This is a genomic window from Bradyrhizobium frederickii (assembly GCF_004570865.1).
Lineage (GTDB): Bacteria > Pseudomonadota > Alphaproteobacteria > Rhizobiales > Xanthobacteraceae > Bradyrhizobium > Bradyrhizobium frederickii.
The window spans coordinates 62,793-87,040 of sequence record NZ_SPQS01000002.1 but is presented as its reverse complement, the minus strand read 5'-3'; the positions used below and the strand labels follow the sequence as shown (position 1 = coordinate 87,040).

At 64.9% G+C, this 24,248-nt stretch carries 24 protein-coding genes, 1 tRNA gene and 1 riboswitch; of the genes, 16 read left to right on the top strand and 9 right to left on the bottom strand.

Annotated elements, in window-relative coordinates; all coding sequences use genetic code 11:
• Positions 1-32: 32 nt before the first annotated feature.
• Positions 33-209, bottom strand: coding sequence for a GntR family transcriptional regulator (locus tag E4K64_RS03235; RefSeq protein ID WP_135162150.1), 177 nt, complete (start codon positions 207-209; stop codon positions 33-35).
• A 554-nt stretch (positions 210-763) separates the two neighbouring features.
• On the opposite strand from E4K64_RS03235, the gene E4K64_RS03230 reads away from it, so the two are divergent.
• Positions 764-1,984, top strand: coding sequence for a hypothetical protein (locus E4K64_RS03230; RefSeq protein ID WP_135162149.1), 1,221 nt, complete (start codon positions 764-766; stop codon positions 1,982-1,984).
• On the opposite strand, the gene E4K64_RS03225 is transcribed toward E4K64_RS03230, so the two are convergent.
• Positions 1,962-2,252 carry a hypothetical protein gene (locus E4K64_RS03225; protein ID WP_135162148.1) on the bottom strand — a complete coding sequence of 97 codons (291 nt, stop codon included), beginning with the start codon at positions 2,250-2,252 and terminating at the stop codon, positions 1,962-1,964. The genes E4K64_RS03230 and E4K64_RS03225 overlap by 23 nt on opposite strands.
• 22 nt (positions 2,253-2,274) lie before the next feature.
• A tRNA-Gln gene (locus E4K64_RS03220) sits at positions 2,275-2,349 on the bottom strand.
• A gap of 253 nt (positions 2,350-2,602) precedes the next feature.
• On the opposite strand from E4K64_RS03220, the gene E4K64_RS03215 reads away from it, so the two are divergent.
• From E4K64_RS03215 to E4K64_RS03165, 10 genes are all read left to right on the top strand, one after another.
• Positions 2,603-4,381, top strand: a complete 1,779-nt coding sequence (locus tag E4K64_RS03215; RefSeq protein WP_135162147.1) for an acyl-CoA dehydrogenase family protein — start codon at positions 2,603-2,605, stop codon at positions 4,379-4,381.
• 197 nt (positions 4,382-4,578) lie between these two features.
• Positions 4,579-5,337, top strand: a complete 759-nt coding sequence (locus E4K64_RS03210) for an enoyl-CoA hydratase-related protein (RefSeq protein ID WP_135162146.1) — start codon at positions 4,579-4,581, stop codon at positions 5,335-5,337.
• 326 nt (positions 5,338-5,663) lie between these two features.
• On the top strand, positions 5,664-7,319 hold the full coding sequence (locus E4K64_RS03205; protein ID WP_135162145.1) for a bifunctional metallophosphatase/5'-nucleotidase: 1,656 nt from the start codon (positions 5,664-5,666) through the stop codon (positions 7,317-7,319).
• A gap of 134 nt (positions 7,320-7,453) precedes the next feature.
• On the top strand, positions 7,454-8,383 hold the full coding sequence (locus E4K64_RS03200) for a histone deacetylase family protein (protein ID WP_135162144.1): 930 nt from the start codon (positions 7,454-7,456) through the stop codon (positions 8,381-8,383).
• Between the two features lie 74 nt (positions 8,384-8,457).
• Positions 8,458-8,709 carry an exodeoxyribonuclease VII small subunit gene (locus tag E4K64_RS03195; protein WP_126256655.1) on the top strand — a complete coding sequence of 84 codons (252 nt, stop codon included), beginning with the start codon at positions 8,458-8,460 and terminating at the stop codon, positions 8,707-8,709.
• Positions 8,710-9,306: 597 nt separating this feature from the next.
• Positions 9,307-11,235, top strand: a complete 1,929-nt coding sequence (gene dxs, locus E4K64_RS03190) for a 1-deoxy-D-xylulose-5-phosphate synthase (RefSeq protein ID WP_135162143.1) — start codon at positions 9,307-9,309, stop codon at positions 11,233-11,235.
• Between the two features lie 210 nt (positions 11,236-11,445).
• Entirely contained in the window at positions 11,446-12,000 is a 555-nt protein-coding gene (locus E4K64_RS03180; RefSeq protein ID WP_135162142.1) for a nucleoside 2-deoxyribosyltransferase, read from the top strand.
• Between the two features lie 74 nt (positions 12,001-12,074).
• Entirely contained in the window at positions 12,075-12,809 is a 735-nt protein-coding gene (locus E4K64_RS03175) for a TlyA family RNA methyltransferase (RefSeq protein WP_135162141.1), read from the top strand.
• Positions 12,802-14,049, top strand: coding sequence for a class I SAM-dependent RNA methyltransferase (locus tag E4K64_RS03170; protein WP_135162140.1), 1,248 nt, complete (start codon positions 12,802-12,804; stop codon positions 14,047-14,049). The genes E4K64_RS03175 and E4K64_RS03170 overlap by 8 nt, the downstream gene beginning before the upstream one ends.
• Before the next feature lie 15 nt (positions 14,050-14,064).
• Positions 14,065-15,231 carry an Acg family FMN-binding oxidoreductase gene (locus tag E4K64_RS03165; RefSeq protein WP_235884517.1) on the top strand — a complete coding sequence of 389 codons (1,167 nt, stop codon included), beginning with the start codon at positions 14,065-14,067 and terminating at the stop codon, positions 15,229-15,231.
• Here E4K64_RS03165 and E4K64_RS03160 read toward each other — a convergent pair.
• The 3 genes from E4K64_RS03160 to E4K64_RS03150 all read right to left on the bottom strand — a co-directional run bounded on the left by E4K64_RS03160 (position 15,228) and on the right by E4K64_RS03150 (position 17,812).
• Positions 15,228-15,842, bottom strand: coding sequence for a hypothetical protein (locus tag E4K64_RS03160; protein WP_135162139.1), 615 nt, complete (start codon positions 15,840-15,842; stop codon positions 15,228-15,230). The genes E4K64_RS03165 and E4K64_RS03160 overlap by 4 nt on opposite strands.
• Positions 15,843-16,147: 305 nt before the next feature.
• The gene (locus E4K64_RS03155; RefSeq protein ID WP_135162138.1) at positions 16,148-16,783 is read right to left on the bottom strand and encodes a hypothetical protein; all 636 of its coding nucleotides are present in this window, start codon (positions 16,781-16,783) and stop codon (positions 16,148-16,150) included.
• A 165-nt stretch (positions 16,784-16,948) separates the two neighbouring features.
• Positions 16,949-17,812 carry a DUF1194 domain-containing protein gene (locus E4K64_RS03150; RefSeq protein WP_135162137.1) on the bottom strand — a complete coding sequence of 288 codons (864 nt, stop codon included), beginning with the start codon at positions 17,810-17,812 and terminating at the stop codon, positions 16,949-16,951.
• Between the two features lie 273 nt (positions 17,813-18,085).
• A riboswitch (Fluoride riboswitch) is annotated at positions 18,086-18,162 on the top strand.
• Between the two features lie 100 nt (positions 18,163-18,262).
• On the opposite strand from E4K64_RS03150, the gene E4K64_RS03145 reads away from it, so the two are divergent.
• The 5 genes from E4K64_RS03145 to clpS all read left to right on the top strand — a co-directional run bounded on the left by E4K64_RS03145 (position 18,263) and on the right by clpS (position 21,088).
• A complete protein-coding gene (locus tag E4K64_RS03145) occupies positions 18,263-19,471 on the top strand; it encodes an MFS transporter (protein WP_135162136.1) in 1,209 nt (402 codons plus the stop codon).
• 19 nt (positions 19,472-19,490) lie between these two features.
• Positions 19,491-19,880, top strand: a complete 390-nt coding sequence (gene crcB, locus E4K64_RS03140; RefSeq protein WP_235884515.1) for a fluoride efflux transporter CrcB — start codon at positions 19,491-19,493, stop codon at positions 19,878-19,880.
• A gap of 83 nt (positions 19,881-19,963) precedes the next feature.
• A complete protein-coding gene (crcB, locus tag E4K64_RS03135; RefSeq protein ID WP_135162135.1) occupies positions 19,964-20,392 on the top strand; it encodes a fluoride efflux transporter CrcB in 429 nt (142 codons plus the stop codon).
• A gap of 2 nt (positions 20,393-20,394) precedes the next feature.
• Positions 20,395-20,736 (top strand): DUF190 domain-containing protein, encoded by a 342-nt coding sequence (locus E4K64_RS03130; RefSeq protein ID WP_028144192.1) that lies wholly within the window; start codon positions 20,395-20,397, stop codon positions 20,734-20,736.
• Positions 20,737-20,779: 43 nt separating this feature from the next.
• On the top strand, positions 20,780-21,088 hold the full coding sequence (gene clpS, locus E4K64_RS03125) for an ATP-dependent Clp protease adapter ClpS (protein ID WP_135162134.1): 309 nt from the start codon (positions 20,780-20,782) through the stop codon (positions 21,086-21,088).
• Between the two features lie 4 nt (positions 21,089-21,092).
• Here clpS and E4K64_RS03120 read toward each other — a convergent pair whose 3' ends face one another.
• From E4K64_RS03120 to E4K64_RS03110, 3 genes are all read right to left on the bottom strand, one after another.
• Positions 21,093-22,280, bottom strand: coding sequence for an adenylate/guanylate cyclase domain-containing protein (locus E4K64_RS03120; protein ID WP_135162133.1), 1,188 nt, complete (start codon positions 22,278-22,280; stop codon positions 21,093-21,095).
• Positions 22,281-22,341: 61 nt separating this feature from the next.
• The gene (gene aroC / locus E4K64_RS03115; protein WP_135162132.1) at positions 22,342-23,430 is read right to left on the bottom strand and encodes a chorismate synthase; all 1,089 of its coding nucleotides are present in this window, start codon (positions 23,428-23,430) and stop codon (positions 22,342-22,344) included.
• 208 nt (positions 23,431-23,638) lie between these two features.
• Positions 23,639-24,238: a histidine phosphatase family protein gene (locus tag E4K64_RS03110; protein ID WP_135162131.1), complete on the bottom strand. Its 600-nt coding sequence runs from the start codon at positions 24,236-24,238 to the stop codon at positions 23,639-23,641.
• Positions 24,239-24,248: the final 10 nt, after the last annotated feature.

Sequence of the window (24,248 nt, the reverse complement as noted above, 5' to 3'; positions counted from 1 at the left end):
CAGCGATTGATATCGGACGAACGCGATATCCGCTACGCGCGCACCTCGACGAGATCTTGCTCCTGCAGTCGCAGCAACGCCTCGCGAATCGGCGATTTAGATAGTCCAAACCGCTTCGCGAGTTCCTGTTCGTAGATCGCCTCTCCAGGTGTAAGTGTGCAGTTCAGGATATCTTCACGAATTTGGTCAAAGACATCGGTGGCTGACATTCCCCTTTATATGAGATATCTCAAGCGCTACCGCCATTCGTCTTGGACGGCTCGCGGGCGTCGTGGCGGCCCATGGGCGCGCACAGAGAACGCCGAACCGAAGCCCCCAAGTCGTTCGATCAGCCTAAAGCCGTTTGGAATGGTATCTTTCACAATAGATTCCTTATGTGAATAATCCGGCTTCGTTGGCCGCCTAAAATCGCGGTCGAGCGCAGGATGCCCCGCGCAAGAGCCACCGTTCTAGAGCCATCATGAAGGGCCAGCCATGGTGGCGCCGCTGGCCGGAATCGTCATCGCAGCTTGCCTCCTTCGAAAATGAAAGAAGGCCATCGGCCGATCAACAAGCACGCGGTACCCAGTGGCGCTGATCGGTCTCTCGACGAAAGTAGTGAGATTTCCTCCCGAAAGCGCCAGAGCTCGCCGCAGGCTTTCTTCGAATTGCGATCCGAGCACAAAGCCAAGTAGCGTCGGGGCCGGATGAAATCCCAGCCGGATCAAAACAAATCCAGCGAGGCCGATGATGAGGGTTTCGCCACAGGAAACTCGGCTGCGAGATGGCGAATGAGCCACTTGGGACGAGCTACGAAACCGCATGCGGCGGTGACGGAAAAGGCGGACGCGCTGCCACCCTCAATGCCTTGTTCGACGAATGGAATAACCAGCGCAGGGGTGCGCCGGGCGAGCAGGGCAAGATCGCGCGCTACGGCACGATTGATTGGCTGTTCCGACAATACAAGACCGAGAAGGCGTATACTGAGAAGGTCTCACCTCGGTCGCGCCCGGACTACGAACGGATCATGCAAATGATCTGCGACACGGTCGGCAACAGCGGACGGCGGATCGGCGAACGGCAGATCATGGAAGTCACGCCCCGAGCCGCTGATAAGATCTACGACAAAATCATCAACGGCCCGAACGGCGTCAGATTGCGGCAGGGAGAAAAGGTAGTGGGGCTCTGCCGAAAGGCGTGGCGGATCATGCGTCGGCTGCACCCAGAGTTGTTCGATAGGAAGCACCCGAACCCCTGGGACGATTTCACCCTCAAGAGCCGCACCAAGACCAAGAAGCACGCGGTCACTCGAGAGGAGGTCTATAAATTTGCATGGGGCTGCATCAAAGAAGGGCGGCCTGAACCCGCGGCTGTCGCGGTGATCTGCTTTGAATGGCTGCAACGGCCGGAGAACGTGGTGGCTGGGTTTTTGACTTGGCCCGACTATCGCAGCAAAAACTGGCCACACGCTGTGCGCATTGAGCACCACAAGAACAAGGCGTTGGTCTGGCATCCGCTCGAAGAGACTCTCGACGGAGACACCGTCAAGTTTTACGCCGAAGCGGAGGACGTTTTAAGCCACCTGCCCAAGCTCGGCGTCCCTATGATCATGCGTCGGATCCAAAAGGGTGAACGCAAGGGCGATGCCAAAGTGTGGTCCTACCCTGGCATGGAAAAAGTTGTGCAGCAGATGCGCAAGAAGATCGACGGCGTATCAAAGCTGTTCACGCTTGATGCCTGTCGACACGGCGGCATGACCGAACTCGAGGAAGCCGAACTGACGGACGGCCAGGGTCGTGCGCTCTCGGGCCACAAGACCGCACAGGCCTATCGCGGCTATGCCAAGGAAACAATGATGCGAGCGTTGGCTGCGACCCGTAAGCGGCATGCACACCTCTTAGCGCAGAAGGAACTCGATCAGCAGAATGCTGATGGAGCAGCATTACCTCGAGACGAAACGCAGACCTCTCCAATTTCGAAGACTAGCGTCCGATCTCAAGGATAGACTTCGCGCTTCGTTGAACGCCGTAAAAGGCGGCGTGTTCTGCAACTGTCGATCCCGCACGCAACATCAACGGCAGCGGTCGAAGCTTGCAACGCGCGGACAGCGTCATCTGCTCAATTCGTATTTTGATAAGTTGAGCGACGTTCAACGCGCGACGACTTTCACCTGCGGTCGACCAAAAACGAAACGAGCACAGAATTTCCAAATGCGAGGCAAATGGAATTTCCAAATGCGCTGCAAATCCTGCCTTGAGCAAGGCCGTTTTCATAACAAAATCAGCGCGTTGGCTCTGGCTGGGGCGGGAGGGATCGAACCTCCGAATGGCGGAATCAAAATCCGCTGCCTTACCGCTTGGCTACGCCCCATCAGGCGACCGAGAAACGGCGGAAGAACCGGCCCCCGCAGATTCCCTTCGGTCGCAGCCGGTCTATAGGGAGAGGCGCGGTATTTCAACCGCCTGGAGGGTCAAAATACCACACCGATCCGCCGATCCGCCACACCTCACTCCATTATGGAGAACCCCGAGGATCCGGCGGGCGCCCGCCCGGCCTTCCGGCCATTGAGACCGCCCCCGTTTCGTGAGAATACGGCGCCAATATTTGTCCACGGGAGTGAGCCATGACCTACCGCGCGCCGATCAATGACATGCTGCTGTCCCTCAACCATGGCGCCGGCCTCAAGGCTGCCGTGGAGGCCGGTCATTACGGCGAGTTCGACCTGGACATCGTCGCGGCCGTGCTGGAGGAGGCCGGCAAGTTCGCAACCGACGTGCTGGCGCCGCTCAACAAGGTGGGCGACGAGCACGGCATCAAGCTCGACGACGGCAAGGTCACGACCGCGCCCGGTTGGCCGGACGCCTACAAGCGCTGGACCGAAGGCGGCTGGAACGCGGTGTCCGGCCCCGAAGATTTCGGCGGCCAGGGCCTGCCGATCGCGATCAACGCCGCCTGCACCGAGATCTGGAGCGCGGCCAACGTCGCCTTCGGCCTCTGCCCGCTGCTCACCGCCTCGGCGATCGAGGCGCTGGACGCGCATGGCAGCGACGAGCTGAAGAAGATCTATCTGGAGAAGCTCGTCTCCGGCGAATGGACCGGCACGATGCAGCTCACCGAGCCGCAGGCCGGCTCCGACGTCGGCGCGCTGCGCACCCGCGCCGAGAAGCAGGCCGACGGCACCTATCGCATCAAGGGGACGAAGATCTTCATCACCTACGGCGAGCACGACATGACCGACAACATCGTGCATTTCGTGCTGGCCCGCCTGCCCGATGCGCCCGCCGGCACCAAGGGCATCTCGCTGTTCCTGGTGCCCAAATTCATGGTCAATGCCGACGGCTCGCTCGGCGCACGCAACGACATCTTTGCCAGCGGCGTCGAGCACAAGCTCGGCATGCATGCCTCCCCCACCTGCACCATGACGATGGGCGATCACGGCGGCGCCATCGGCTTCTTGATCGGCGAAGAGAACCAGGGCATGCGCTGCATGTTCACGATGATGAACCAGGCCCGCCTCGGCGTCGGCCTCGAGGGCGTCGGCGTTGCCGACCGCGCCTATCAGCAGGCCTTGTCGTACGCCCAGGAGCGCAAGCAGGGTCGCGCCGTCGGCAGCAAGACCGACGGCTCGGATGCGATCTTCGTTCATCCCGACGTCAAGCGCATGCTGATGCGGATGCGGGCGCAGACGGCCGCCGCGCGCACCATCTGCTATGCGACCGCGGTCGCGATCGACGTCTCGACGCGCGCCAAGGACCCGAAGGTGCGTGCCGATGCCGCCGCACGCGCGGCGCTGCTGACGCCGATGGCCAAGGCCTATTCCACCGACATCGGCAACGAGGTCGCCTATCTCGGCGTGCAGGTCCATGGCGGCATGGGCTTCATCGAGGAGACCGGCGCGGCGCAGCACTATCGCGACGCCCGCATCACCGCGATCTACGAGGGCACCAACGGCATCCAGGCGATCGACCTCGTCACGCGCAAGCTCGCAGCCAATGGCGGTGCCTCGGTATGGGCGCTGCTCGACGAGCTCTCGGCAACCGTCAAGAAGGTCGAGGCCTCCAATGATCCCGCCTTCGGCACCACCGGAGCGAAATTGCGAGAAGCGCTCGAGGCGCTGACGCGCGCCAGCAAGTGGCTGCTGGAACGCGTCACGTCCGCACCGAACGAGGCGCTGGCCGGCGCGACGCCCTATCTGCAGCAGTTCGGCGCCACGCTCGGCGGCTGCCTGCTTGCTTCCGAGGCGCTCGCCGCCAAGGCCGACGGCAACACCGACGCCGCGCGCTATGTCTCGCTCGCGCGCTTCTTCGCCGAGAACATCACCGTGCAGGCCGGCGCGCTCGAGCGCACGGTGACAGAAAGCGCGGAATCGGTCGCGGCGGCAGATGCGGTGCTGCTGGGGTAGGTTGCTTCATGTGTCCCGGACCCGCTGCAACGCGTAGCGTTGCTGCGCAGAGCCGGGACCCATGACAGCAAGAGATCGCGGCGACATGGCCCCGGAATGGCTCCGAAAAGGTTGAGCCGGCGCATTGGCACGCCTGCGAGATGATGTAGGCTGATGCCCGGCAAGACTCGCCGAGCGGCGGGCGGAGGGGGGCTCTCATGGCGAATGGCAATATCGTCGTCACCGAGGAGCGCGAAACGCGCGTGATCTCGCTGCGCCGCCCGGGCAAGAAGAACGCGATCACCCAGGACATGTACCGGGAGATGAGCCGCGCGATCGACACCGCGCAAAACAACCCCGATATCCGCTGCATGATCATCACCGGCGGCTCCGGCGTGTTCACCGCCGGCGACGACATCGACGATTTTCTCCACGCCGACGCTTCGCGCCCCGAAACGCTGTCGGAGGGCGCCAAGTTTCTCTATTCGCTCGCCCTCAACGTCAAGCCGATCATCGCGGCGGTGGACGGCGCCTCGATCGGGATAGGCACCGTGATGCTGTTTCACTGCGACTACGTGCTGGCCTCGAACGCCGCCACCTTCTCCGCGCCCTACATCCATCTCGGCCTGGTGCCGATCGGCGCGGCCAGCCTCTTGATGCCGAACACGATGGGATATCAGCGCGCCTTTGCGATGCTGGTGATGGGGCGGACTTTTTCCGCCGCGGAGGCGCATGCCGCCGGCTTCGTCAACACCGTGGTGTCGCCGGGACATACCGAGGTCGAGGCGCGCAAGGTGGCGCGCGACATCTGCCGGCTGCCGGCCGAGGCGATCGCGACCTCCCGCAAGCTGCTGCGCGCGCCGGCCGAAGAGCTCACCCGCCGCATCGACCAGGAAGGCCATCTGTTCGGCGAACGGCTGAAGTCGGACGAGGCGGTGGCGGCGTTCAACGCGTTCGCGAACAGGAAGAAGCGGTAGAATGCACTTTGCGTCTCACCGTGCGGGAGACGGATCAAAGCTCTCTCCGCGAGTCCGGAATCGCAGGGTGGGCAAAGGCGCACTTGCGCCATGCCCACCATCTGCCGATGAGGGCGAAAGACGTGGGAACGCTTCCGCCTTTGCTCTGCAGCTACGGCGGACAAGTCGCTTTGTCCACCTTACGAGAATCGCATTGTCGTTACCGGATAGAACCCCTCATCCGGCGCTTCGCGCCACCTTCTCCCACAAGGGGAGAAGGAAGAAAGCGCGGCGCGTTCACGACAATGCTTCGTGAAAACTTCGCGCAAAATGACTAACCTGGTTCCATGCGATACCGATCCCTCCTTGCCGCACTCGCCCTCACCTGCGCCCTCCCCGCCTCCGCGCAGACCGCAGCCCCCGTCGAGCTGCGCGTCCTCGCCATCAACGATTTCCACGGCAACCTGCGGCCGCCGCCGGGCGGCATCCGCATCGGAGATCCCGAGGACAAAAGCAAGAAGGTGATGGTGGCGGCCGGCGGCGCCGAATACATGGCGACGCTGGTCAAGCAGCTGCGCGAAGGACACAGGAACACGATCTTCGTCGCCGCCGGCGATCTGATCGGCGCGAGCCCGTTCCTGTCGGCGATGTTTCACGACGAGCCCTCGATCGAATCGCTCTCGATGATGGGGCTGGCGATCACCTCCGTCGGCAATCACGAATTCGACGAGGGCACGGCCGAGCTGCTCAGGATGCAGAACGGCAGCTGCCATCCGGTCGACGGCTGCCAGGGGCCGCATCCGTTCACGGGCGCGAAATTCCGCTATCTGGCGGCATCCACCATCGAGACCGCGACGGGCAACAGCGTGCTGCCGCCCTACGAGATCAGGGAATTCGACGGCATCCCCGTCGCCTTCATCGGGCTGACCTTGAAGGAGACCGCAGGAATCGTCTCGCCATCGGGCATAACCGGGCTCGAATTCCGCGACGAGGCCGAGACAGTGAACGCGCTGGTGCCGCAGTTGAAGGCGCGCGGCGTCGAGGCGATCGTGGTGCTGATCCACCAGGGCGGCGAGCCCGCCGGCGACTACAACGAATGCCCCGCCATTACGGGGCCGATCGTCGACATCGTGAAAAAATTCGACCGCGCCGTCGACGTCGTCGTCAGCGGCCATACTCACCGCGCCTATATCTGCGATATCGACGGGCGGCTCGTCACCAGCGGCGACAAATACGGCACGCTGGTCACCGCGATCGACCTGAAGCTCGATCGCGCGACGCGCGACATCGTCGGCGCCAGGGGCGAGAACGTGCTCGTCGCCAATGCCTCGCTGGCGAAGGACGCGGAGCAGACCGCGCTGATCGAGGCCTACGACAGACTCTCAGCGCCGATCGCCAACCGGCCGGCCGGATCGGTGACGCAGACGTTGTCGCGCGTGCCGAACGAGGCCGGCGAGAGCGCACTCGGCGACGTCATCGCGGATGCGCAGCTCGCCGCGACCAGAGACGCCAAGGATGGCAGCGCTGTCATTGCGCTCACCAATCCCGGCGGCATCCGCACCGACATCGTGCCGAAGGAGAACGGCGCGATTTCCTTCGGCGACGTCTTCGCCAGCCAGCCGTTCCGCAATCGCCTCGTCACGCTCACGCTGACGGGCGGCCAGCTCAAGGACATGCTCGAGCAGCAATGGTTGGACCCGAAGCGGCCGCGGATCCTCCAGGTTTCGAACGGATTCAGCTATGCCTGGGATGCGTCGAAGCCATTCGGCGAGCGCGTGATCCCCGAGACAATGACGCTCAACGGCAGGCCGATCGAGCCTGCGAGCGGCTACCGGGTCACGCTCAATGACTACCTTGCCGTCGGCGGCGACGGTTTTACCGTCGCCAAGCAGGGCACGTCGCCGCAATATGGCGGTTACGACGCCGACGCGCTGTTCGCGTTCTTCCGGGCGCACGGGCCGATCGGTCCGCTGCCGCCGACCCGCATCCTGCGGGTGAATTGATCCGGGTCAAACGGCTGGGCCCGCTACGCCCCTTTGCCATTGCCGCCTAAGCGCATAGATTGGGTTTTGCATTGCGTTTTGGCGCCGGATGCGCCAAGCGACGACGAAAGCCCGTTTCTTGTGAGGCCGACCTGATGAGCACGCTTCTCCTGTCCCACAAGGCCTGCCTCGACCATGTCACGCCGCCGGGACATCCTGAAAGGCCCGATCGCCTGCGTGCGGTGGAGGAAGCGCTGTCGCATGAGCGCTTCCAGTTCCTGGCGCGCGACCAGGCGCCTGAGGGCGATCTCGATCTCGTCACGCTCTGCCACAACGAGCACTACGTCACCGAGCTGCGCCACATCGCGCCGGCCAGCGGGCAGGTCTATATAGATGGCGACACGTCGATGTCGCCGGGCACGTGGGAAGCGGTGATGCGCGGCGTCGGCGGCGCGGTTGCGGCGACCGACGCGGTGATGGCGGGCGAGCATCGCAACGCCTTCGTCGCGGTGCGTCCGCCCGGACATCACGCCGAGATCGGCAAGCCGATGGGCTTCTGCTTCTTCGACAACGTTGCGATCGCCGCGCGCCATGCGCAGCGCAAATACGGCATCAAGCGCGCCGCCATCGTCGATTTCGACGTGCATCACGGCAACGGCACGCAGGACATCTTCTGGTCGGACCCGACCGTGATGTACTGCTCGACGCACCAGATGCCGCTGTTTCCGGGCACCGGCGCCAAGAGCGAACGCGGCGACCACGACACCATCGTCAACGCGCCGCTTGCCTCTGAGGACGGCGGGCCGGAATTCCGCTCCGCGTTCGAGAACTTGATCCTGCCGCAGCTCGAGAAATTCAGCCCCGAGCTGTTCGTCATCTCCGCCGGCTTCGACGCGCATTACCGCGATCCGCTGGCCTCGCTGAATTTGCGCGCGGAGGATTATGCCTGGGTGACGCGCAAGCTGATGGATCTCGCCGACAAGACCGCCGGAGGGCGTGTTGTCTCGGTGCTCGAGGGCGGCTATGACCTGCAAGGACTGAAAGAATCTGTTACGGCGCATGTCGGCGCCCTGATGGGCGCTTGAAAGCACTCGCCACATTAAGCCCGCAAAACCGGCCTTCACTGTGGGCCAAGCGAATCGGGCAATCGGAAACGGATATGGCCGAAAACACCCAAGTCGACGTCTCCAGGCTCACCTTCGAACGCGCGATCGAGGAACTCGAAACGATCGTGAAGCGGCTCGAGGACGGCAAGGTGCCGCTCGAGGAATCCGTGACCATCTACGAGCGCGGCGAGGCGCTGAAGCGCCGCTGCGAGGAACTGCTGCGCCAGGCCGAGGCGCGCGTCGACAAGATCACCACGGATGCCACCGGCCAGGCCACCGGCACGGCGCCGCTCGACGTTCAATAGGCCGAGGCCCTCCTGTCCATTTCTGACCGCGCTCCGGTGAAACGTCTTCGCTGGTCGCAGCGCCTGCCAGGTCTTCAGATCGCACAGCTGCGTGCCCGCGACGGATCCCGGTTCCATGGCGGTGGGCCGGGATCGTCCGGCTCCGGACGGCCCCTTGAAGTGAAAGGGCTCCCAATTGCTCGAAAATGCTGACAAGGACCAGGCAAACCTGGAACCCGACGTCCCGCGCCACGGTTAACCACTCTGGCCCGCCGGTTGCATCTGCATACCCCTAATCGGTCCGCCGGGTTGGCTTTGGCCCCAGCTTTGGTGTAAAGCTGCGCGGAGTGTGGCTTTTTGCAAGCCTTGCGTGGGCACCGATTACCGACGACAAGGGCTTCAAACTGCTAATGAAATTGGCTTGGGACGGACGAAGCCGATCTAAGTGACAGGGATCACAGAGACTGAACCGGAGCGCACTTAAGCTTACCTAAGCTTGAAGACGGGGCTTTGGCCCATGCAGGTGGCTCCGACGGTTAGGACTCGCGCTGCGCCGATATTGTGCAAACCCATCGCGCACCGGAATGACCTTCCGGTGCTGACAAATTGGAAATCGCCGTGAACGCATACAGTAAAACGCCGCTTCTCGATACCATCCGGACGCCGGAAGACCTGCGCAAGCTCAAGGTCGAGCAGGTTCGCCAGGTCGCCGATGAGTTGCGGCAGGAGACCATCGATGCCGTCTCGGTGACCGGCGGTCACTTCGGGGCGGGCCTCGGCGTGGTCGAGCTCACCACCGCGATCCATTACGTCTTCGACACGCCGCGCGATCGGCTGATCTGGGACGTCGGCCACCAGGCCTATCCGCACAAGATTCTCACCGGCCGGCGCGATCGCATCCGCACCCTGCGCACCGGCGGCGGGCTGTCCGGCTTCACCAAGCGCAGCGAGAGCGATTACGATCCGTTCGGCGCGGCGCACTCCTCGACCTCGATCTCCGCCGGCCTCGGCATGGCCGTGGCGCGCGACCTCTCCGGCGGCAAGAACAACGTCATCGCCGTCATCGGTGACGGCGCGATGTCGGCCGGCATGGCCTATGAGGCCATGAACAATGCGGGTGCGATGAACTCGCGCCTGATCGTCATTCTCAACGACAACGACATGTCGATTGCGCCGCCGGTCGGCGCCATGAGCGCCTATCTGTCGCGCCTCTACTCAGGCAAGACCTATCGCACGCTGCGCGATGCGGCCAAGCAGATCAACAAGCGCCTGCCCAAGATCATCGCCAACCGCGCCAACCGCGTCGAGGAATATTCCCGCGGCTTCATGATGGACGGCGGCACGCTGTTCGAGGAGCTCGGCTTCTACTATGTCGGCCCGATCGATGGCCACAATCTCGACCATCTGCTGCCCGTGCTGAAGAACGTCCGCGACATGGAGACCGGCCCGATCCTGGTCCACGTCGTGACGCAGAAGGGCAAGGGCTACGGCCCGGCGGAAGCATCCGCCGACAAGTACCACGCCGTCGTCAAGTTCGACGTCGCCACCGGCACCCAGGCGAAAGCAAAACCGAACGCGCCGGCCTATCAGAACGTGTTCGGCCAGAGCCTGGTCAAGGAAGCGCAGAAGGACGACAAGATCGTCGCCATCACCGCGGCGATGCCGTCGGGCACCGGCGTCGACATCTTCAACAAGGCCTTCCCGGACCGCACCTTCGACGTCGGCATCGCCGAGCAGCACGCGGTGACGTTTGCCGCGGGCCTCGCCACCGAAGGCTACAAGCCGTTCTGCGCGATCTACTCGACCTTCCTGCAGCGCGGCTACGACCAGATCGTGCACGACGTCGCGATCCAGAGCCTGCCCGTCCGCTTCGCCATCGACCGCGCCGGTCTCGTCGGCGCCGACGGCGCGACCCATGCCGGCTCGTTCGACAACGCCTATCTCGGCTGTCTGCCGAACATGGTGATCATGGCGGCAGCGGACGAAGCCGAGCTCGTGCACATGGTGGCGACCCAGGTGGCGATCAACGACCGTCCGAGCTCGCTGCGCTATCCGCGCGGCGAAGGCCGCGGCATCGAGATGCCCGAGGTCGGCATTCCGCTCGAGGTCGGCAAGGGGCGCATGATCCGCCAAGGCAGCAAGATCGCCCTGCTCTCCTTCGGCACGCGCCTCGCCGAATGCGAGAAGGCAGCCGATGAGCTTGCCGCCCACGGCCTGTCCACCACGATCGCGGACGCGCGCTTCATGAAGCCGCTCGACACCGAGCTGGTGCTCAAGCTCGCCCGCGACCATGAGATCCTGATCACGATCGAGGAAGGCTCGGTCGGCGGCTTCGGCTCGCATGTCGCGCAGTTCCTGACCGACCAGGGCGTGCTCGACAGCGGCATGGTCAAGTTCCGTTCGATGGTGCTGCCCGACGTGTTCCAGGATCACGACACGCCCGCCGCGATGTACGCCCGCGCCGGCCTCGACGCCAAGGGCATCGTCGCCAAGGTGTTCGAAGCGCTCGGCAAGGACGTCAAGGCCGAGACGGTCAAGCTGGCCTGATAGTGAGTTCACCTCTCCCGCTTGCGGGAGAGGTCGGATCGCTCCTGGTGATGCGAAGCATCGTCCAGTGCGATCCGGGTGAGGGTCTTCTCCTCTTGGGGGTTCTCGCGTGCTGGGGCACCCTCTCCCCACCCCTCCCCCGCAAGCAGGGGAGGGAGCAGACCGCACTCTGCGGCTTGCTCCTCGACTCAGATTTTCCGGTACAGACGCATGAAGATCTATCTGGCAGGTCCCGACGTGTTCCTGCCGGATGCCATCGAGATCGGCCGTCGCAAGGTCGATGTCTGCGCCGCACACGGCCTGACCGGCCTCTATCCCCTCGACAACGCGATCGACCTCACGGCGCCCGATGCCGCGCGGCAGATCTTCTGCGGCAACGAGGCGATGATGGACGAGGCCGATGCCATCATCGCCAACCTCACCCCGTTCCGCGGCGCCGGCGCCGATCCCGGCACCGTCTACGAGCTCGGCTACATGGCCGGCCGCGGCAAGTTCTGCCTCGCTTATGCCAATGACGGCGCCACCTATGCCGACCGCCTCAGCCGCTTCATGGACGTCACGTCCGAGGACGGGCGGCTGATCGACGCGCAGGGCCTGACCGTCGAGGATTTCGGCCTCGTCGACAATCTCATGATGATCCATGCGCTGGAGCTGCATGGCTGCCCGCTGGTGACGCCGACCGTGGCGCCCATCGACGTCTGGCACGATCTGGCCGCGTTCGAGGCTTGCGTCCGGATGGCGGCCGCGCGATTGATCGCTACATAGAGCATGATCCGGAAAAGTGTGCAGCGGTTTTCCGATAAGATCATGCTCAGCAAAACGCCCTCTTGAGAGAACCGATGTCCCCTGCCCGCAAGCGCGCGGATGTATTGCTGGTCGAGCGCGGCCTGTTCGAGAGCCGGGCGCGAGCGCGCGCGGCGATCGAGGCCGGCCTCGTCAGGGCCGACGACAAGCAGGTCGCCAAACCGTCGGAGACCATCGCCGAGGACGCGGTGATCCAGGCCGAGCCCGCGCACCCCTACGTCTCCCGCGGCGGCGTCAAGCTCGCCGGCGCGCTGGAACGCTATCCAATCGAGATCGAGGACCATGTCTGCCTCGACGTCGGGGCGTCCACCGGCGGTTTCACCGAGGTGCTGTTGGCGAACGGCGCGAGCCTGGTGTTCGCCGTCGATGTCGGCACCAGCCAGCTGCATTCCTCGCTACGCGACCATCCCAAGATCGTCTCGATGGAGGAGACCGACATCCGCAGCTATGAGGGCAAGCGGCTGCCGGCACGGCCCGATGTCGTCGTCATCGACGTCAGCTTCATCTCGCTCAAGACGGTGCTGCCGGTGGCACTGTCCCTCGCCGCCGCGCCGATGAGCCTGCTCGCGCTGATCAAGCCGCAATTCGAGGCTGACAGGAAGCACAACAAGAAGGGCATCGTCCGCGACGCCGCCGTGCACCAGGCCATCTGCGACGACATCGCGGCCTTCACGGCGTCGCTCGGCTGCACCGATATCGAGGTATTTCCCTCCCCGATTGCGGGCGGTGACGGCAATGCCGAATTCTTCCTGGGCGCGCGCCGTGGTTGAGCGTCTGACCATCGATCATGTCGGCCATCGCGGCGACGGCGTCTGCCTCAGCGCGGGCGATGCGGTCTACGTGCCCTATACGCTCGGCGGCGAGACCGTCGAGGTCGATCACGTCGTGGGCCACCATCCCGATCGCCGCAAGCTGCTCGCGGTCGATGTCGCAAGCCCCGAGCGCATCGAACCGTTCTGCCCGCATTTCGGCGTCTGCGGCGGCTGCGCGATCCAGCATTGGGCGGCGGAGCCCTATCACGCCTGGAAGCGCGGCATCGTGGTGGAGACGCTGGCACAGGCCGGCATCGATTGCGAGGTGGCGCCGCTGGTCGACGCCCATGGCGCCGGCCGCCGGCGCATCACGCTGCACGGCCGCTTCGGCACGCATGATGTTCTCAAAGTCGGTTTCTCGGCGACGAGTTCGCACGACGTCATCCCGATCGACCGCTGCCCGATCCTCGATCCCGCGCTCGACGGCGCGCTCGATGCCGCCTGGGCGCTCGCCGAACCGCTGACGTCGAAGATGCCGGTGACCAAGCCGCTCGACATCCAGGTCACCGCCACCGCCAACGGCCTCGATGTCGACCTGCGCGGCTCCGGGCCGCTGCCGACGCCGCTGGTCACGGCGCTGTCGCGCGTCGCCGAGCAGCACCGCCTGGCGCGGCTGACGCGGCACGGCGAGCTGGTGCTGCAACGCCTGCCGCCGACGGTGAAGATGGGGCGCGCCGAAGTGACGCTGCCGCCGGGCTCGTTCCTGCAGGCAACGGTGGCGGGCGAAGAAACGCTCGCCGCGCTCGTCACTGAGCGCATCGGCAAGGCCAAGGACGTTCTCGACCTCTTCTGCGGCGTCGGCCCGTTCGCGCTACGGCTCGCCGAGAAGGCGCGAATCACTGCTTACGACAGCGATTCCGGCGCCGTCGCAGCGCTGGTGAAGGCCGCACGCACACCAGGCCTGAAGCCTATCAAGTGCGAGCCGCGCGACCTGTTCCGCCGTCCCCTGGTGCCGCCCGAGCTGCGCGACTTCGACGCCGTGGTGTTCGATCCGCCGCGTCAGGGCGCGCAGGCGCAGGCACTGAAGCTCGCTGCAAGCAAGGTGCCCGTCGTGGTCGCCGTGTCCTGCAACGTCGCAACCTTTGCCCGCGACGCACGGCTGCTGATCGACGGCGGTTATCGGCTGGAGTCGGTGGTGCCGGTCGATCAATTCCGCCACACGCCGCATGTGGAGCTGGTGGCGCGCTTCACGCGCTAACCTCGGTGCCCGGTCTTGATTCCGGTCAATCGTTGCAACGCGTTGGGTGCTAGAAGCGCGTTTGCGCCAGGAGGCGCGACATGGGATGCGGAGCGGACGTTCGTGCTTGACCGACGACAGTTCACCGCGGCCGCGCTGGGCTTTTCCGCAGCGGCTATCGGCGACTTCCCCGCTGCTGCGGCGGCGATGACCTACGACGGGGCGGTAACGACGTCACGGGCTCCGCTGCAGGCCGTGCCGCGGGATCGCGAGCTCGTGCGCTTTGCCACCCTCGCGGCCAACAGCCACAACACCCAGCCGTGGGTCTTCTCCGCCCGCGGCAACGAAATCGCGATTGCGCCGGATTTTTCGCGCCGCTGTCCGGCGGTGGATCCGGACGACCATCACCTCTTTGTCAGTCTTGGCTGCGCCGCCGAAAACCTCATCCTCGCTGCGTCCGCACTGGGCTGGCGCGCCGATCCGGTCATCGACGGCGAGCGGATCGTGATCGCGCTCGAGCAAGCCCCGCCGGACGCATCGGCATTGGCCGCCGCAATTCCGATCAGGCAATGCACCCGCGCGGCGTTCGATGGCAGGCCCGCCGCGCCCGAGACCTTGCGCCGGCTCGAGAGCATCTGTCGCGAACCCGGTGTCACGGCAATCCTGATGACCGAGCGCGCCGCGATCGCCGGGGTTACCGACTACGTGCTCGAAGGCAACTCGGCGCAAATGCGCGACAAGGCCTTCATGCGCGAGCTCGTGAGCTGGATTCGCTTCAACGAGGCGGAGGCGGTCGCGACCTTGGACGGGCTGTTCGCACCGGCCTCGGGAAACCCCTCGCTGCCGCCGTGGCTGGCGCGGCCGATGCTCAAGCTCTTCTTTACCGAGAGCGGGGAAAACAAGAAGTACCGCGACCAGCTCGCCAGCTCTGCGGGCGTCGTCGTGCTCGCGGCCGAGCGCAGTGACAAATCGCACTGGATCGCAGTCGGCCGCGCCTGCCAGCGCTTCGGTTTGCAGGCGACCGCGCTGGGGCTCAAATATTCCTTCGTCAATCAGCCGGTCGAGGTGGCGGCGCTGAGGCAGCAATTTGCAACCTCACTCGGACTCGGCGAACGTCGCCCTGATATCGTGATGCGTTTCGGAACCGGCCCGGACCTGCCGAAATCGCTGCGGCGTCCGCCAGAGCAGGTGATGCGGCCCTAACGACGCAAACCGCTCAGCGCCGGCGACTCGCCCGGCAGCATGTTCGATCTGATATCGCTGTCCATGCGGACCGAATCTCGCTGAATGAATCCAGCCCCGAACGACAGGCTGAGATTGGAGGTCGGCTTGAACTCGACGCCCGCGAATGCGCCGGTGCCGGGCGCCGCGCCAGATGTCAGCGGCGCAACCGAGCTGCCGATGCCGTTGCCATATTTCAACGTGTCGAAACCGGCAAAGAACGTCACGGGCATGCCGCCCATGGTCTTGGTGTTGTAGCCGAACTGCGTGCTGTCATATGAGAGCGCGCTGAAATTGCCGGCAAGGCCGGTCTGGCTGAGTCCGGTCTGACTGAGGCCGCTCCAATTGAGGTTGCCGCGCTGGCTGCCGACGAAGAAGCCGTTCGCGCTGCTGCGCCAATCCGGATCGCCGGCATTGAAGCTGGTGGAATTGCCATAAATATCGGAACTCTGGTCGGCGCCACCGCTGAGGCCGAAAGGCCCGCCGGGGACCCAGTATTTCAGCGGCGCGACCTGGGCGTGAACCGGTGCTACCGTCACGCAAAGCATAGCGAGCAGAGCTGCAAGAACGGGTGAAGGGGCAAGGCTGGACATTGAGACTACCGTCAAGACTTTTGCAGAATATACTCCCCTGATATCGCCAATGCCAGCGGAGCGGCCGCGCCAACGTCGCAGCCACGGGCCTCCCCATAGCCGAACCTGATGCCGCACGTTCCCCTGCTCACGCGCGCTGCAGGACGCTGCCCATCTGCCGCAGACGATTCCAGATCATGTGGAGCTGTCCGATGAAGTCTGGCGGTTGATCGGTGCGGGCTGCTTCGCAGGCCTGCGCGACCCTGCGCCAGATCGACCGGCAGTTGAAGGCGCTGACGCAGCCCGGTGGACCGGGGTCGTGAAAGTTATGCGGTCCGGTCCACGGAGGACGATGAATCGGCCGGCGGATATTTCGTCACCGGCACCATGAAGGATTTCGTGCCGACCTGGTAGATGACCTTGCCGTTCTGCCCGTCATCGGTTGCGATTTGCGTCTGCCCGAACATGATCACGTTCTTGTAGACGTAGCCGGTGCCCTTACGGGTGACGCCGTCGGTGGTGACGCTGACCTCGGCCTCCTTGCCATTGACGGACAGCACCTTGAAGCTCGCGCTTTTGCCGTTGGCGCTGGAATAACCGCCCCAGCTTCCCATCAGGCGGCTGTCGGAGGCCGGCGGGGCCTGCTTCTCGAGATTGGCGGTCTGCTTGCCGGCGCCCCCGAACGAGAACAGCATCACCATGTTCTTGCCGTCCTTGGTGCCGACCGTAACCCCGCCAAAGGTGATGAGCGTCCCGCTGACCTCGGCGAAGCCGCGCTCGGTGTGGCCGTTATGGGTGTACTCGACCTGCGCCCGGGCGCCGCGGATGTTCACGACCTTGAAGCCGACGGGCTGGTTGTTGCCCACCCAATTGCCCTTCCAGTCACCGACCAGAGCACTCTGGTGATACAGGCGCTCGTTGGCCGGCGAAATCTGGTTGGTGCTCGATGTGACGATGGCCATTGGATTGCTCGGAGACGGGCCTGACAAACCCGCTTTCGCTCGCTTCGGCAATGTCAGGATGCCGACTGGAAACGAACGGAAACCATGCGATTAGGGCCCCGCGCCGGTTAACGAGGCGTTAAGCTCGAGCATCGCCCGGGCGGGCAAAAGGTCTCAGCCGGGGCTTCAGCGGCCCCAGCGGTCCGACCAGATCTTCTCGCCGATCAGGCAATTGACGCGCGGCTCCCTGTCGGCGACCGGCACCACGGGACGCTCCGGCGTGCGGCCGGCGACCTCCATCAGCAGCTTGGTGCGGATCGCCTCCTTGAACTTGTCGCGGTCCTTGATCGTGATGACGAAGGAGCCGGGGCCGCCGATGACGCAGTCCTCGTAATAGAAATCGAGATTGTCGATATCCATGGTCGAATAGGATGGCTCCTTGACCATGATCGGCAGGCCGTTGATGACGATGCCCTTCTCGAGCGCCGCATCGCGCGCCAACGTGACCGGGCCGCCATTGTTGTTGGGGCCGTCGCCGGAGATGTCGATCACGCGTCGCAGGCCGCGATAGGGATCCTCATCGAACAGCGGCATCGCGAAAGCGATCGCGCCCGAGATCGAGGTGCGCGAGGCGCGTCGGATCGGCGTCTTCATGATCTCGGCGGCGACCGCGTCCGCCGTCTCGGGACCGTCGACCAGCCGCCAGGGAATGATGATCTTCTGGTCGCTGGAGGCCGCCCACTCGAAATAGGTCACCGCGATCCGGCCGTTCGGGCCGAGCTTCAGCGCCTGGAGGAACTCCTTCGACTGGATCGCCTGCGCATAGCCCTCGCGCTGGATCGCGAGCTCGTCCATGTCCATGGAATAGGACACGTCGACTGCGAGGACCAGCTCGACGTCGACCGTCTGCGCGTCCCTGTCGGCCGCAGGCCGCTGCGGCTGACTTTTAGGCGGCTCAAATTTTGGCCCTGGTGCCGCGATGCCCGCGACGTCCCCTCCGGCAAACATGCCGGCCACCAGCACAGCCCCGATCGAGAACAGCAACCGCATCGCAGCGTCTCCCGTCGTATGACGCGATGGTGACATGCAATCGCCTTGCCGCAAAGCGCGAAGATCGCTTGCGCTTCACATTCGAGTTAGGGATTTGCGGCTCAGGCGTACACGCGCTTTGCGCAATGCTGTCGCCGTGTTGCCGCGCTTGCACCGCTGGAACACGCTCGTGCGCTCGCACCATCGGGCTCATGATGCGCGAAGCTGGAGCGACGAGCACGGGGACAGAGCTCCCCGCCCACTTGTCCGAAGCGATTTCCGTGCTAGGTTGGCCTCACAGATGGGGATGGAGTCCCCCGATAACCGCCCGGCGGTCGATCACCGTATGGGCTGATGACTCCTGCTTGAGGAGGGGCAATCTTTGAGCCTCTGCCTTCGGCGGGAGCATGGACAAACCCGCCGTTGGCGGGTTTTTTGTTGTCTGGCGCAAGGCCGGGAGAAGGCGAAGACGTGACGACGACGACACCGAATGCTGTACGTAACGGGCTGCCCAGAGGAATCTGGGTGCTCGGCTTCGTCTCGATGCTGATGGACATCTCCTCCGAGATGATCCACGCGCTGCTGCCGGTCTATCTGGTCACCGTGCTCGGCGCTTCGACGCTGACCGTCGGCTTCATCGAGGGCATTGCGGAGGCGACGGCCTCGATCACGAAGATCTTTTCCGGCGCGCTGTCGGACTGGCTCGGCCGCCGCAAGCTGCTCGCCGCACTCGGCTATGGCCTCGCCGCCCTGACCAAGCCGCTGTTCCCGCTCGCGCCCAGCGTCGGATGGCTGGTGGCCGCGCGCTTCGTCGATCGCGTCGGCAAGGGCATTCGCGGCGCGCCGCGCGACGCGCTGATCGCCGATATCGCGCCTGTCGGCCTGCGCGGCGCGAGCTTTGGCCTGCGGCAATCGCTCGACACTATCGGCGCCTTCGTCGGGCCGCTCGCCGCGATCGGCCTGATGTGGTGGACCGCCGACAATTTCACCGCCGTGTTCTGGGTAGCGGTGCTGCCGGCCTTCCTGTCCTTCGGCTTGATCGCGTTCGCGGTGAGCGAGCCGGACCCGGATCCGAGCCGGGAGCCCGCAAAAAATCCGCTCAATCTCGCCGCCATGCGGCGGCTCGGAGCGGTCTATTGGCGTGTTGTAGCCGTCGGAATCGTGTTCACGCTCGCGCGCTTCAGCGAGGCCTTTCTGATCCTGCGCGCGCAGAATATCGGGCTCAATGCGATGTGGGTGCCGGCGGTGCTGGTGCTGATGAACATCGTCTACGCCCTGTCGGCCTATCCGGCCGGCGTGCTCTCGGACCGGATCAACCGGACCGGCCTGCTCGCGCTCGGGCTCGTCTTCCTCGCCGGTGCCGATCTCGCGCTTGCGCTGCTGCCGAACCTTTCGGGCCTCGCACTCGGCGTCGCGCTGTGGGGGTTGCATATGGGACTGACGCAGGGCCTGCTCTCGGCCCTCGTCGCCGACGCCGCGCCGCCGAGCCTGCGCGGCACCGCGTTCGGCTATTTCAACCTGTTCACCGGCCTTGCCTTGCTGGCCGCGAGCGTGATCGCGGGCGCGCTGTGGGACGCCTATGGCCCGGCCGGAACGTTCCTTGCGGGGCTCGGCTTCGCGCTGCTTGCGCTTCTGGGGCTGCTTGCCATCGGCAATGGCCTCGCGACGGAGCACAAATGATGACGGGAGAGCGTCCATCATGCTGAGCGGGGCAATCGCGATCGTGATCGGTAGTGCCCTGGGCGGCTGTGCGCGCTATTTCGTTTCCGGTGTGATCGCGCGGCGGCTGGGCGAAACGTTTCCGTGGGGCACCCTGACCATCAACGTCACCGGAGCCTTCGTGATCGGCATCTTCGGCGCGCTGGCGACCCATCCCGGCTCGGCCTTCGCCGCGCCCACCCCATGGCTGTTCGCGGTGACTGGCTTTCTCGGCTGCTACACCACGGTGTCCTCGTTCAGCCTGCAAACGCTGACGCTCGCGCGGAACGGCGAGCCGATGCATGCGCTCGGCAATATCGTGTTGTCGGTCGGGCTGTGCCTTGCCGCCGTCAGTTGCGGCTTCCTCCTTGCGGACGGTCTGGGAGGCTAGCGGATGGATTTTGGAAAGGCATCGGCAGCGCGGCATCTTCACCTCTCCCCGCTTGCGGGGAGAGGGGCAAGAGGAAGCGTGTGATGAACTCGCCCTCCTCCGCCGAGCGCTGGCGCACTGCGATGCTCTATGCCTGGGTTGCCGCGGGCAGCGTCGTCGGCGGCCTGACGCGCTATCTGGTCGGGCTGGCGCTCGATACCGGACCTGGCTTTCCCGTCGCGACGCTGTTCATCAACGCGATGGGCTCGCTGATCATCGGCTTCTACGCGACGCTGACCGGTCCCGACGGCCGCATGCTGGCGCGGCCCGAGCACCGGCAATTCGTCATGACCGGGTTCTGCGGCGGCTACACCACTTTTTCGGCCTTCAGCCTGGAGACCTTCCGCCTGTTCCATGACGGCATGAAATACACGGCGCTCGCCTACATCGCCGTATCCGTGATCTGCTGGCTGGTGTCGGTATGGATCGGCCATATGATGGCGAGCCGCTACAACCGCTTGACTAGGAGCTGAGCATGCAAATTCCCAATCAGGCAGTTTCGCTCCGGATCTTCATCGGCGAGAGCGATCATTTCGACGGCAAACCGCTCTATGAAGCCATCGTGATGACGGCGCGCGAGCGGCACCTTGCGGGCGCCACCGTGCTACGCGGACCGATGGGGTTCGGCAAATCGAGCCGGCTGCACACCTCGAAGATCCTGCGGCTGTCGGAAGACCTGCCGCTGCTGATCGAGATCGTCGACAGCGAGGACAACATCAACGCATTCCTGCCCATCCTGGACGGCATGATGTCGAGCGGGCTGATCACCTTGGAGAAGGTGCAGGTCCTGCAATATGGTGCGAAGGCCGCAGGCTGATCGCCGCGGCTGGGAACCGAGCCCGCCGATTCCAGGAGGCGGAATGAACGAGAAGACCGTCACCAAGCCGAAAACCAGGACCAAGACCAAGGTCGAGCGGCCGAAGCTGCACAAGGTCATCCTGATCAACGACGACTACACGCCGCGCGAATTCGTCACCATGGTGCTGAAGGCCGAATTCCGCATGACGGAGGATCAGGCCTACAAGGTGATGATCACCGCGCACAAGCTCGGCGCCTGCGTGGTCGCCGTGTTCACCAAGGACGTCGCCGAGACCAAGGCGACGCGCGCCACCGACGCCGGCCGCGCCAAGGGCTACCCATTGCTGTTCACGACCGAGCCGGAGGAATAGCGGCTCAATCGACCAGCGCCGGCGTCTCATCCGCCAGCCCATAGACGCGCTGCGCCTTGGAAAATCCCGCGATCGGAAACTCGCCGAGCTCGCGCCAGTCGTGGCGGCAGATATTGGCAAAGCCTTCCGAGGCCACGACGGTCCGTCCCAGGCGGCCCGTGATCTTCTCGAGCCTTGCGGCAAGGTTGACGGCCGGTCCGATGCAGGTGAAGTCGAGGCGGTTGCCGCCGCCGATATTGCCGTAGAGGATGTTGCCGACGTGCAACGCGACGCCGAAGCGGAAGCGCTCCATGGCCTCACCGACCGGAAAGGCCAGCGCCTCGACGCTGGCGCGGGATTCGCGCGCGGCCTCCAGCACGCGCGAACAGACATGCGCGGCATCGCCGACATATTCGTCGATCGGAAACACGGCGAGCAGGCCGTCGCCCATGAACTTCAAGACCTCGCCGCCATGGGCGAGGATCGCGGTGACCTGACAGTCGAAATAGTGATTGAGGATCTGGACCACCGTCTCGGGCGGCAGCCGGTCCGACAGCGCGGTGAAGCCGCGCAGGTCCGAGAGCCAGATCGCGGCCTGCATCGTGTCGTTGTGGCCGCGGCGGATCTGGCCGCCGAGGATGCGTGCGCCGGCGCGGTTACCGACATAAGTGTCGAGCAGCATCTCCGCGGTGCGGCGCAGGGTGATGATCTCGCTGACGCGCGCGAGCGGCGCGATGAGGGCCCGGATCGACGCGATGTCGTCGTCGCTGAAGCCGCCGGGACGTCGCGTCACCCAGCTGGTTGCGTGAATGGAGCCATCGAGAAACGGCACCGGCACCGCAATATAGTCGGTCGCGCCTTCAGCGCGCATGTCGTCGAGAAACGGAAAGCGCTTATCGTCGGGATCGTTCGCGCGCCCCCTGACCTCCAGCGCCTGCTCGAACACGACGCGAAGGGGGCTGCGGGCGAATTCGGGCGTGTCCAGAACGTCGAAATCGACGGTGCCGATCTCGACTTCCTCACCCTGCCGCCAGATGAAGTTGCGGCCGAAGACTTCGGGATGCAGCGTGCGGATGAAGATGCCGAACCGCCACACCGGCAGGCCGGCCGCGACCAGGCGTTCGCAGAAGTCGGTGATCATCACGGCCGGCTCAACCGACCAGACGCCGTCGATCAGCCAGTTGCGGACGCGCTGGAGCTCGGAACTGTTCATAGCTCATTTGCGGATGAAGTGGTGGACCCGTCAAGCCGCGCGGTGGGCTAGTACGGCAACATCAACGCCCCACCTGTCCGCGATCACGCAGGAAATGGTCGGCCAGGACGCAGGCCATCATGGCCTCGCCGACAGGCACGGCGCGGATGCCGACGCAGGGGTCGTGGCGGCCTTTCGTGAAAATTTCGGTCTCGGCGCCCTTGCGATCGACAGTCCGGCGGGGCTGCAGGATCGAGGAAGTCGGCTTCACCGCGAAACGCACGACCACCGGCTGCCCGGTGGAGATTCCGCCCAGCACGCCGCCGGCATGGTTGGACAGGAAGCGCGTGCCGTCATTGCCGGTGCGCATTTCGTCGGCGTTCTCCTCCCCGGTCAATTCCGCCGCGCCAAAACCGGCGCCGATCTCGACGCCTTTCACCGCGTTGATGGTCATCATCGCACCCGCCAGATCGGAATCGAGCTTGGCATAGATCGGCGCGCCGAGTCCGGCCGGCACGCCCTCGGCGACGATTTCGATCACCGCGCCGATCGAGGAGCCGCTCTTGCGGATGCCGTCGAGATAGGTCTCGAAGAACGCGGCCTTGTCCTTGTCCGGACAGAAGAACGGATTCTTTGCGACCTCGTCCCAGTCCCACTTCGCGCGGTCGATCTTGTGCGGGCCGATCTGCACCAGAGCGCCGCGCACCCTGACGTCGGGCAGCACCTTGCGCGCGATGGCGCCGGCGGCAACGCGCGTCGCGGTCTCGCGCGCGGAGGAGCGGCCGCCGCCGCGATAATCGCGCAGACCGTATTTGGCCTCATAGGTGAAGTCGGCGTGGCCGGGACGAAACTTGTCCTTGATCTCGGAATAGTCCTTCGAGCGCTGGTCGGTGTTCTCGATCAGGAGCCCGATCGGCGTGCCCGTCGTCACCTGCACACCGGTCTCCGGATGCGCCATCACGCCGGACAGGATCTTCACCTGGTCCGGCTCCTGGCGCTGGGTGGTGAAGCGCGACTGGCCGGGACGGCGGCGGTCGAGGTCGCCCTGGATGTCGGCCTCGGTGAGCGGGATCATGGGCGGACAGCCGTCGACCACACAGCCGATGGCCACCCCATGGCTCTCGCCGAAGGTGGTGACGCGGAACATGTGGCCGAAGGTGTTGAAGGACATGCCGGACCGTAGGCTAGCGTTGAAAGACAACGTCCATGTTGAATGTCAACGTGACGTAACGCGATCTGGATGGGTGGTCAAATGCCCGCCAAATTCGTCGTGGCCGGGCCTGTCCCGCCATCCACGTCCTTTGCCCCGCCGCTGGCGAGAAAGCGCGTGGATGCCCGGGACAGGCCCGGGCATGACGGCGGAGGATGTGGCGCCGCCCCTAACTGAACTTCTCCAGCCGCCCGTCGCGGAACACGTAGACCGCCCCCTGCTCGATATAGAGTTCCGCGGCGCTGGCCGGCGTCTCCAGCCCCAAGCACACCATCAGGGCCCGGCAGGTCCCGCCATGGGCCACCGCGACCGTGTCGGTCCGCAGCTGATCGTACCAGGCGCGCACGCGGACCTGAACATCGGCATAGGTCTCGCCGCCGGCGGGGCCCACCCTCCATTTGTCGGCGAGGCGCCTGGCGTAAATGTCGGGATCAGCCGCTTCGCTCTCGGCCAGCGTCAGCCCTTCCCAGGTGCCGTAGCCGATCTCGCGCAGCCGATCGTCGAGCGCATAGTCGGCAACCGGCAATTCGAGCTTGAAGCGCGCGAGCTCCATGGTCTGGCGCGCGCGGCCGAGCGGGCTCGACACGTAAGGCAGCGCCGCCTTGTCGCGCCCCTCGCGCGTGAACAGGTCGGCGAGAATGCCGCCGGCCTGGACGGCTTGACTGCGTCCGCGCGCGTTCAGCGGAATGTCCTTGGTGCCCTGAAGCCTGCCGAGCGCGTTCCACTCGGTCTCGCCGTGGCGAAGATAGTAGATCGTGGGCACGGCCATTCCAGCCTGA

Excerpts from the sequence above, each read along its gene's own strand:
- E4K64_RS03215 (WP_135162147.1), top strand. The coding sequence starts at position 2,603 with ATGACCTACCGCGCGCCGATCAATGACATGCTGCTGTCCCTCAACCAT.
- E4K64_RS03160 (WP_135162139.1), bottom strand. The coding sequence starts at position 15,842 with ATGTCCAGCCTTGCCCCTTCACCCGTTCTTGCAGCTCTGCTCGCTATG.
- crcB (WP_235884515.1), top strand. The coding sequence starts at position 19,491 with ATGCTGAGCGGGGCAATCGCGATCGTGATCGGTAGTGCCCTGGGCGGC.
- E4K64_RS03175 (WP_135162141.1), top strand. The coding sequence starts at position 12,075 with ATGTCCCCTGCCCGCAAGCGCGCGGATGTATTGCTGGTCGAGCGCGGC.
- E4K64_RS03200 (WP_135162144.1), top strand. The coding sequence starts at position 7,454 with ATGAGCACGCTTCTCCTGTCCCACAAGGCCTGCCTCGACCATGTCACG.
- E4K64_RS03210 (WP_135162146.1), top strand. The coding sequence starts at position 4,579 with ATGGCGAATGGCAATATCGTCGTCACCGAGGAGCGCGAAACGCGCGTG.
- clpS (WP_135162134.1), top strand. The coding sequence starts at position 20,780 with ATGAACGAGAAGACCGTCACCAAGCCGAAAACCAGGACCAAGACCAAG.
- crcB (WP_135162135.1), top strand. The coding sequence starts at position 19,964 with ATGAACTCGCCCTCCTCCGCCGAGCGCTGGCGCACTGCGATGCTCTAT.
- aroC (WP_135162132.1), bottom strand. The coding sequence starts at position 23,430 with ATGTCCTTCAACACCTTCGGCCACATGTTCCGCGTCACCACCTTCGGC.
- E4K64_RS03155 (WP_135162138.1), bottom strand. The coding sequence starts at position 16,783 with ATGGCCATCGTCACATCGAGCACCAACCAGATTTCGCCGGCCAACGAG.
- E4K64_RS03205 (WP_135162145.1), top strand. The coding sequence starts at position 5,664 with ATGCGATACCGATCCCTCCTTGCCGCACTCGCCCTCACCTGCGCCCTC.
- E4K64_RS03230 (WP_135162149.1), top strand. The coding sequence starts at position 764 with ATGGCGAATGAGCCACTTGGGACGAGCTACGAAACCGCATGCGGCGGT.
- E4K64_RS03110 (WP_135162131.1), bottom strand. The coding sequence starts at position 24,238 with ATGGCCGTGCCCACGATCTACTATCTTCGCCACGGCGAGACCGAGTGG.
- E4K64_RS03180 (WP_135162142.1), top strand. The coding sequence starts at position 11,446 with ATGAAGATCTATCTGGCAGGTCCCGACGTGTTCCTGCCGGATGCCATC.
- E4K64_RS03225 (WP_135162148.1), bottom strand. The coding sequence starts at position 2,252 with ATGAAAACGGCCTTGCTCAAGGCAGGATTTGCAGCGCATTTGGAAATT.
- E4K64_RS03150 (WP_135162137.1), bottom strand. The coding sequence starts at position 17,812 with ATGCGGTTGCTGTTCTCGATCGGGGCTGTGCTGGTGGCCGGCATGTTT.
- E4K64_RS03130 (WP_028144192.1), top strand. The coding sequence starts at position 20,395 with ATGCAAATTCCCAATCAGGCAGTTTCGCTCCGGATCTTCATCGGCGAG.
- E4K64_RS03235 (WP_135162150.1), bottom strand. The coding sequence starts at position 209 with ATGTCAGCCACCGATGTCTTTGACCAAATTCGTGAAGATATCCTGAAC.
- E4K64_RS03120 (WP_135162133.1), bottom strand. The coding sequence starts at position 22,280 with ATGAACAGTTCCGAGCTCCAGCGCGTCCGCAACTGGCTGATCGACGGC.
- E4K64_RS03195 (WP_126256655.1), top strand. The coding sequence starts at position 8,458 with ATGGCCGAAAACACCCAAGTCGACGTCTCCAGGCTCACCTTCGAACGC.